The organism is Plantactinospora solaniradicis, assembly GCF_042658085.1.
Classification (GTDB): domain Bacteria; phylum Actinomycetota; class Actinomycetes; order Mycobacteriales; family Micromonosporaceae; genus Plantactinospora; species Plantactinospora solaniradicis.
The window spans coordinates 42,566-50,021 of record NZ_JBHSPR010000010.1; the positions used below are offsets into that span (position 1 = coordinate 42,566).

Annotated in this window: 10 protein-coding genes and 1 pseudogene; 6 read left to right on the plus strand and 5 right to left on the minus strand. The window is 68.4% G+C overall.

All coding sequences use genetic code 11. From position 1 onward, the window contains the following. Nucleotides 1–807: 807 nt before the first annotated feature. Nucleotides 808–1,068 (minus strand): hypothetical protein, encoded by a 261-nt coding sequence (locus tag ACFP2T_RS12585; protein ID WP_377421014.1) that lies wholly within the window; start codon nt 1,066–1,068, stop codon nt 808–810. After that, entirely contained in the window at nt 1,068–1,337 is a 270-nt protein-coding gene (locus ACFP2T_RS12590) for a DivIVA domain-containing protein (protein ID WP_377421016.1), read from the minus strand. Before ACFP2T_RS12590 ends, ACFP2T_RS12585 begins: the two co-directional genes overlap by 1 nt. Before the next feature lie 399 nt (nt 1,338–1,736). Between ACFP2T_RS12590 and ACFP2T_RS12595 the strand changes: the two genes are divergently transcribed. The 5 genes from ACFP2T_RS12595 to ACFP2T_RS12615 all read left to right on the plus strand — a co-directional run bounded on the left by ACFP2T_RS12595 (nt 1,737) and on the right by ACFP2T_RS12615 (nt 3,782). Further along, the gene (locus ACFP2T_RS12595; protein ID WP_377421018.1) at nt 1,737–2,003 is read left to right on the plus strand and encodes a winged helix-turn-helix domain-containing protein; all 267 of its coding nucleotides are present in this window, start codon (nt 1,737–1,739) and stop codon (nt 2,001–2,003) included. A gap of 158 nt (nt 2,004–2,161) precedes the next feature. Continuing rightward, nucleotides 2,162–2,425, plus strand: coding sequence for a hypothetical protein (locus ACFP2T_RS12600; RefSeq protein WP_377421019.1), 264 nt, complete (start codon nt 2,162–2,164; stop codon nt 2,423–2,425). A gap of 13 nt (nt 2,426–2,438) precedes the next feature. Then, complete coding sequence (locus ACFP2T_RS12605) at nt 2,439–2,609, plus strand: hypothetical protein (protein ID WP_377421021.1); 171 nt, start codon at nt 2,439–2,441, stop codon at nt 2,607–2,609. 162 nt (nt 2,610–2,771) lie between these two features. After that, nucleotides 2,772–2,945 (plus strand): hypothetical protein, encoded by a 174-nt coding sequence (locus ACFP2T_RS12610; RefSeq protein WP_377421023.1) that lies wholly within the window; start codon nt 2,772–2,774, stop codon nt 2,943–2,945. 402 nt (nt 2,946–3,347) lie between these two features. After that, on the plus strand, nt 3,348–3,782 hold the full coding sequence (locus ACFP2T_RS12615) for a hypothetical protein (protein ID WP_377421025.1): 435 nt from the start codon (nt 3,348–3,350) through the stop codon (nt 3,780–3,782). Between the two features lie 49 nt (nt 3,783–3,831). Here the strand turns inward: ACFP2T_RS12615 and ACFP2T_RS12620 are convergent, their stop codons facing one another. The 3 genes from ACFP2T_RS12620 to ACFP2T_RS12630 all read right to left on the minus strand — a co-directional run bounded on the left by ACFP2T_RS12620 (nt 3,832) and on the right by ACFP2T_RS12630 (nt 5,074). After that, nucleotides 3,832–4,038, minus strand: a complete 207-nt coding sequence (locus tag ACFP2T_RS12620) for a P-loop nucleotide/nucleoside kinase family protein (protein ID WP_377421027.1) — start codon at nt 4,036–4,038, stop codon at nt 3,832–3,834. Between the two features lie 208 nt (nt 4,039–4,246). Then, the gene (locus tag ACFP2T_RS12625) at nt 4,247–4,408 is read right to left on the minus strand and encodes a hypothetical protein (RefSeq protein WP_377421029.1); all 162 of its coding nucleotides are present in this window, start codon (nt 4,406–4,408) and stop codon (nt 4,247–4,249) included. Between the two features lie 54 nt (nt 4,409–4,462). Then, nucleotides 4,463–5,074 (minus strand): hypothetical protein, encoded by a 612-nt coding sequence (locus tag ACFP2T_RS12630; protein ID WP_377421031.1) that lies wholly within the window; start codon nt 5,072–5,074, stop codon nt 4,463–4,465. A gap of 475 nt (nt 5,075–5,549) precedes the next feature. Here ACFP2T_RS12630 and ACFP2T_RS12635 point away from each other — a divergent pair. Then, nucleotides 5,550–7,406 (plus strand): annotated as a pseudogene (locus tag ACFP2T_RS12635) (glycoside hydrolase family 3 protein); the annotation flags it as partial. Nucleotides 7,407–7,456 lie beyond the last annotated feature (50 nt).

Consider the following 7,456-nt stretch of genomic DNA (forward strand, 5'->3'; position numbering starts at 1 on the left):
GTGACGGTGGTGGCGGCAACCGCGCCGGGCAGGTCGTCGGCCCAGCCCCGCGCCTGCGCCGGAACGGCCCCACCCGGAACCTCGTATCGGATGTCCCACGACCGTTCGTCGCCGCCGGGGCGGTGCCGGGCCTCGACCACCAGGTCCAGGTGGAGCAGGTCGGCGAGCCGGCACAGCCGGCCCAGGTCACCGGCCAGGTCCCGGGCCGGCTCGGCGGCGGTGCGGCCCAGGAGGACGTACCACGGGTAGTGGCTCTCGGTCGCGATCGCCGCCGCTTCCAGCGCCCGGCGGGCCGGCTCGGACAGGTCAGGCTTCCAGTGTCGGGGCAGGAAGATCACCGGTCCGCCCGCCGGGCCGGGCGGATTCCGCGCGTCCGTCCACGAGCCGGCTCCGACCGTCCCGGCCAACTCGCGCAGCAGCGGCGTCACCGGCAGATGCCAGCCGCCACCGCCGGGCCACGGGACCGGTTCCACCACCCCGGGTACGACGTTCGCCGACGCCACCATCCCGGTGTCCACGTTCGCCATCGTCAGCACCAGTTGGGCCCGCCGCCGCCCGGTCTGCCCACAGTGGTGGCAGGGCTGCGCCACCCGCCCCACCCCCCGACAGATCCGACAATCCCGGTACGCCGCCCCGTCCCGCAGCCCGTCGACGTCGACCAGCAGCCTGTCGACGTCGACCAGCATCCGATCGCCTCCGGTGGTGCACCGGCGGACGGCCAGGGTGAAGGTCATCCCGTCACAGGACCGGCAGACCACCACCGGCACTTCCGGCATCCCGGTCACCGGCCCTCCCCACGATGCCCGTTCACCGGCCCGGCTCCACGACCGCGCACGGCACCGCGTGGTCCGCCCGCAGGACGCAGCGTCGACCGTTGTCGAGCATTCGGTCACGGGACAGCCGGGACTGCACGACCTGGTCGTCCTCCGCCGACACCGTCGCCTCGGCGGCGTCCACCTCCGGCAGCCGCGCCGTCGACCGGGCCACCATCCGAGCGAACTGGCGGGCCCGGGTCGGGTCGGGCGCGGTGAACGGAACGTGTAGGACGTATCGGTCCGGCTCCCCCATCAGCGACCCACCAATTCGTACGCCGACGCCGTCCGCCGGGACCGCCAGCGCCGCAACGCGTCCGTGACCGGCATGTTCTGTTCCCGGGTACGCGCCAACTCGTCGTACGCCCGCGCCGGGTCGCCGGCCGCCTGGTCCGGGAACTCCGCGATCTCGACCGGATCGACTCCCCGCCGCCCGAGCCGGACCGGCGTGGACCGGCGGCCGGCCGGATTCCGTGAACTTTCCCGGTTCCGCACCTGCCCGAGCCACAGCGGTCGGTACGTCACGGACCGGTGACCATTGCCTCGTCGCCTCGGTGTTCGACGACCACCGGTCAGCAGCCGCCGCAGCAGTGCACGCACAACATCACCAACCAATCCTCGACTCGCCAGGACGTGGACGGCTTGGTCCCGACCCTGATCCCCCTTCGCTTGCCGGGCCGGGGCCAACCCCGCCCCGCCACCACCGCAGTCACCAGAACCGCGAGTACGACAGCAGGGCCGATCTAGGGGTCGGGACGGGCGACACGCACAAGCCGACCGCCCCGACCGGAGGTGAACGCCCCGCGTGCCATGCAAGGAGCGCTCGGGGAAGAACATAGGCGCGGTAGGCGCCTATGTCAGCGAAAGCTTGTCGAGGTATCGCTCTTCGTGATCAAATCGGGGTGCCGTGCAAGCAGCGCCCACATGCCTACACAGCCGGACTATGTTCGGATTTCAAACGCCTTCGCGGCGGCCATCACCGACGGAAGGCTGAAGCCCGGAGACAAGCTGCCGACGATCGCCGAGATGACCGAGCGCTATTCGGTCGGGGCAACGACCATCAAGATGGTGCTCCTACGCCTCGAAGCTCGCCGGCTCGTACGGCGCCACCAGGGCAAAGGAACGTTCGTCGAGCCACGCGAGAAGTGGCTTCTCCCCGAGGACGATGACGAGCCGAGCATCGAGATCTAGACAGGCGAGCCGCTTCCGTCGGACTGCGCCGACACTCCTCTCGGGACTGTGCAACCAAGAGATCTCCGATAGTGTTCGGCTCACCACGCAGACGTAATCTGAATCTGCCTGGCTCGTATTGCCCATCCATCGACGTGCCGGCAATCGGGGAGGACCGCATGGCCAGCATCGAGGAAGTCAAAGCCGCGCTCGCTCAGGCCGCCGATCAAGGTAACACCACTCTCAACCAGATCCGCGCAGCCGTCGAAAACACCGAGCAGGTCCTCGCCCGCCTTCGGGCCGTCGCATCCGGCACCAACCACACCAAGATCGCCGAATCGATCAACCGTGCCGAGCAGGCCAAGCAGCGTCTTGCCGAGGCGGCGACCCTCATCCATGGCAGCTCCGCCGCCGCTCGCGAATACGTCGGCATCCTCGGCTAACCAGGGCAACGCGGTGAACGTCAATGAGGTGAAGGGAACGATCCATAAGGGCAACCTCGCCGCCGAGCAAGGCGGGACAACGCTGAAGCAGGTGGCCGCCGAAACGCCGCCGCAGAGCGTCTCGCGGAACTCACCCTTCACGACAGTCGACACCGGGACGTGCAGGCCGGGCTGGACAGGCTGAGAGACGTCGGTCATGAGGTCGACTTGTCGCTCCGCCGCCTCGATTCTGCCGTTGACCACGCCAACACCTACCTTGCGAAGCTCGGATGACGGGCGGGATGGCTGAGATCGTCACTCAGCTCCTCGACGTCCGGGATCGCCTGCCGCCGCCGCAGTCACTGCGATGCGCGCGAACGCAGATGCAGAGCAGGGTCAGAGTTATTACGCCGAGGCTGCGGAAGGAACTCGGCACACCCAGATTCAGGAAGCGATCACCGACGTCCGGACCGCAGCCGAGAAGTCGGCGAAGATTGCTCGCCTGCTGGACGAGGCGGGGCGACACTTACAAATTACCTAGAAATCATCGCGCCGGGTTCAGTACCAGACCAGGGCACCCTTGACGGGGCAATGCCCTTGGGCGAGCGCCTCCTACAGGAGGCCGAACAACGCGCGGAGACGGCACCGAACATCGGCGCCTTCCTCAGCAAGATGAGTCGGAGCGTCGAGAACATTCAGGACACGGGGAAGAGCGCTACCGAGGTCGCGCAGAACACAATCAAGGTCATTCGGAACCCGGTCAAGCCCCCAGGCTCACAATCAGCAACCACTGCAGCACCGCGACCAGCGCAATCATCGACACCACAGAAGATCGACGCACCTGAGGCGGCTGGCCATCTCCTGGTCGTCGGGGTGCTAGCCGGCGTGGCCGTACATAAATCAAGTCAACTGGTACGCAAACAGATAGCGAGGTTCCGGTCGCGTGGGAACAAGAAGAGAGCTGAGTGACCTCATCCGGGCGATGGCCCGGAGCGACTGGGACACGGCTGACCGCCTGTTGGATCAGTTGGGCCAGAGCGGATGGGGCGGAGGATCTCAGGTCATCGGCGCGGCGTTCGCACTCGCTGTTGATCGGCGGTTCCGTGGCAAGAACCTTGAGGATATAGCCCGGTTCGTCGCGGACACTCGGGCCCGCTATCAGGATGGCTCCGACCTCCCCGCCCTGGCCATGGAGGGGATGATCAGGGCAGTACTCGGAGAGGTGCACCTGGTAGACGACATAGCTCCAGATGTCGCTTTCTCGGCCCAGATCGCTGTTCTCGGCACCCTACTCCAGGATGAGGACCTAACGGACGAGCAGCTTGAGCAGTTCATCAGGACTGTTGAAGCGACAGCCCGCAGAATACATGTGAGGTGATGCGGCAGCCGGAATCCAATGTAGACGCGCGCCCACGCACGGGCCTCGGCTAGGTTTGGACGTTGACCTGGTCGAGGACGTAGCGAAGATTCTCGTCAAAAGGATTGATTCCGCCGACCGTGATGTGGCTGGCGGTGAGCGGTGGATACTGGCTCCGCACGCGATCGACGTGGTGCCAACCGACTTCGTGCCAGCCCGGGATGCCTCTCACGCGACCGGTGATGCGTGCACGGTGCACCTCGACGTCGGTGCACACACACTCCACGATGAGCAGGCGGGTGTCGTACGAATGCCGGGGCGCCGATGGATACGGCCACCCGTTCGGCGAGAGTCGACCTGCCGGTGCCCGGCAATCCGGTGAAGACGACCAGGGTCCTCGACACGGCCGTGCGTCTCCTCTCGTCCATTCGTGGCGGCGCGCGCGTGAGCGTAGCCGCCGTGGGCTAATTGTCGAACTCCTCCCGTCAGTCCCACCAGCGGCGCCAGTGGTCGGCGGCGGTACCTGCCCACTCCCCCGGCGCCTCGTGACTCCCTCGGACGAGTGCGCCCCGCTCGGGCAGCTTCACCACGCCACATCCGGCGAGTTGCCGCCACCCTGCCTCCGCGCCCAGGTGGTCGTCCCGCACAGCACAGGATCCTCGCAGGACGACCACCCCGATGCGCTCGATATCTTCGCTGGGTCAGCGCCGGGTCGGCACCGGTGCCAGGTCCTGGTGCCGGACCGTGTAGTCGCCGCGCGTGACCGGGGCGAACGGGCCGGGAGCCATGCAGGTACCGGTCCTCCCCTCGCCCCACTCTCCGGCCTCGTTCTGGTCCGCGTTCACCACCGACCAGGAGAAGCCCACCCGGTCGGTGCCGCGCCGCCCGGCGTCGTACACGCTGAAGCCGAGCCGCTTGCCGACCTGGTCCTGCACGGGTTCGTCGGCCTCGGTGACGACGGCCGTCAGCGTCGCGATGCCGGGTCCGGTCGCCAGGCAGTCGACCCGCGCGACCATGCCGACCGTGATGCCGGCCTCGGCCACCAGGTGTGAGATGCGTACGGTTCCCACCGCGTCGGTGGGCAGTCCATCGGGTGCGCCCGGTAGCGGTCGGCTGTACGGCGCCGCCGTGGCGTCGAAGGTGAACGCCCGGACGTCACTGTCGGGCCAGTACGTCAGCCGAACTTCCGCCGAGCCCGTCACCCGGGCCACCGGTCCGGTGCGGGAGGCAGGTGCGGCCGACGCCACCGACGCGGTCAGCACCATGCCGGCCGCGACCGCCGCCGCGCCGATCCGATACACGGTTGCCTTCATCTGTTCCTCCTCGTTCGTCGCCCGGTACGGGCGGTTCGGAGGTTCACGATCCCCGCGCCACCGCTTCGCGACCTCCCTCTGGGGAGCCAGCGCGTCCCCTCGGTCGAGGTAGGACGGCCCGCCGGATCGTCGGACAGACTCTCCACAGTCGAGCCGGCTCGGCCCCCGAGTCGAGGCAAAAATTGGGGCTATAGCGGGATGTACAGGCACTGAGGGAGCGCTCTCACGAAGGAACCCTTACGGTTTAACATTGACGCCATCTTATGGACCTGGGAATGATCGGTCTGGCGCGTACCCGATTGGTTTTGGAGGGCACGACATGCGTCCACACTCGCGAACCCGAACACCACTGATATCCCTGCTCACCGGCCTGCTGGTCGTCTCGCTGCTGCCCGCTGGCGCCGCGACGGCCGCCCCCGACGAGACGGCCGGAACCGCCGAGACCGCCTCGGGCGGCAGCAACAGCAAGCCGGCGTACCTGGACGCCAGGCTGCCGATCGACCGCCGGGTCAACGACCTGCTCGGCCGGATGACCCTGCCCGAGAAGGTCGGCCAGATGGCCCAGGCCGAGCGGCTCGCCGTGGACGCCGACCCGACCCTGGTCGCCCGGTGGGGGCTCGGCTCGGTACTCTCCGGCGGCGGTTCCACCCCGACCCCGAACACCCCGGAAGCCTGGGTGTCGATGGTCAACAACTTCCAGCGGCAGGCCCTGAGCACCCGGCTGCGAATCCCGATCATCTACGGCGTCGACGCGGTACACGGGCACGCCAACGTGTACGGCGCCACCGTCTTCCCGCACAATATCGGCCTCGGTGCGACCCGCGACCCCGAACTCGTCCGGCAGATCGGCCGCGCCACCGGCGAGGAGGTGAAGGCCACCGGCGTCCCGTGGAACTTCGCTCCCTGCCTCTGCGTCGCCCGGGACGAGCGCTGGGGCCGGGCGTACGAGAGCTTCAGCGAGGACCCGGCGCTGGTCGGTGAGATGAGCACCTACATCGACGGGCTGCGCGATGCCGGCGTACTCGCCACGATCAAGCACTTCGCCGGCGACGGCGACACCGAGTACGACCAGGCCGCCGCCGACGCCAACGAGAGCCTGCCGTCCGGCTCACAGCGGTACGTCATCGACCAGGGGATCACGGTGACCAGCCGGGCCGACTTCGCCCGGATCAACCTCGCCCCGTACTGGACCGCGCTGCGCCGGCACGACGTCGACAGCGTGATGCCCTCCTTCTCCAGCGTGGACTGGACCGAGGACGGCGTCGGAAACCCGCTCAAGATGCACGCCCACAAGGAACTGCTCACCGACGTACTCAAGGGCGCGCAGCGCTTCAAGGGCTTCGTCATCTCCGACTGGGAGGGCCTGCACCAGATTCCGGACCCGAACGAGCCGACCGTCGCCGGCCTGACCGCTCACAAGGTACGGACCGCGGTGAACGCCGGCATCGACATGGCGATGGTGCCGAACAACGCCAAGCTCTTCATCGACCTGCTGATCGCCGAGGTCGAGGCGGGCCGGGTCAGCAACGCCCGGATCGACGACGCCGTACGCCGGATCCTGCGGGCCAAGTTCGAACTCGGGCTCTTCGAGCGCCCGTATGCCTCGGCCGACGACGTCGACGAGGTCGGTAGCCGGGAGCACCGCGCACTCGCCCGGCGGGCCGTCGCGCAGTCGCAGGTGCTGCTCAAGAACGACAACCGGGCGCTGCCGCTGCGCAAGGACGCCAAGGTGTACGTCGCCGGCCGCAACGCCGACGACATCGGCAACCAGGCCGGTGGCTGGACCATCACCTGGCAGGGCGTCTCCGGCGATGCCATTCCGGGTACGACGATCCTGGAGGGCATCCGTGAGGTGGCTCCACACGCCCAGGTGACGTACAGCGCCGACGGCTCCGCGCCGACCGCCGGCTCGGACGTCGCGGTCGTGGTGGTCGGCGAGACGCCGTACGCCGAGGGATTCGGTGACGTCGGCGGGCCGGAGTGCACCTGGTGCTCGACGCCGCAGCAGGAGGAGAAGTCGCTCTCCCTCCAGCCGGCCGACCAGGCCGTGATCGACAAGGTCTGTGGCGAGATCGACACCTGCATCGTGCTCGTCGTCTCCGGTCGGCCGCAGGTGCTCACCGACCAGCTCGGCCAGATGGACGCGCTGGTCGCGTCCTGGCTGCCGGGCAGCGAGGGTGCCGGCGTCGCCGACGTCCTGTTCGGCAAGCGCCCGTTCAGCGGCAGGCTCTCGATGAGCTGGCCGCGCAGCGAGGCGCAGGTGCCGATCAACGTCGGAGACCGGAACTACCGTCCGCTGTTCCCGTACGGGTTCGGGCTGCGTACCCGCTGAAGGAGATCCGTCGCCGCCGCCAGCACCTCGGGACCCGGGTGCTGGCGGGG

What these genes read in the sequence shown, in the direction of transcription:
- ACFP2T_RS12585 (WP_377421014.1), bottom strand. Translation starts at nt 1,068, where the DNA reads ATGGGGGAGCCGGACCGATACGTCCTACACGTTCCGTTCACCGCGCCC.
- ACFP2T_RS12610 (WP_377421023.1), top strand. Translation starts at nt 2,772, where the DNA reads ATGCGCGCGAACGCAGATGCAGAGCAGGGTCAGAGTTATTACGCCGAG.
- ACFP2T_RS12600 (WP_377421019.1), top strand. Translation starts at nt 2,162, where the DNA reads ATGGCCAGCATCGAGGAAGTCAAAGCCGCGCTCGCTCAGGCCGCCGAT.
- ACFP2T_RS12630 (WP_377421031.1), bottom strand. Translation starts at nt 5,074, where the DNA reads ATGAAGGCAACCGTGTATCGGATCGGCGCGGCGGCGGTCGCGGCCGGC.
- ACFP2T_RS12595 (WP_377421018.1), top strand. Translation starts at nt 1,737, where the DNA reads ATGCCTACACAGCCGGACTATGTTCGGATTTCAAACGCCTTCGCGGCG.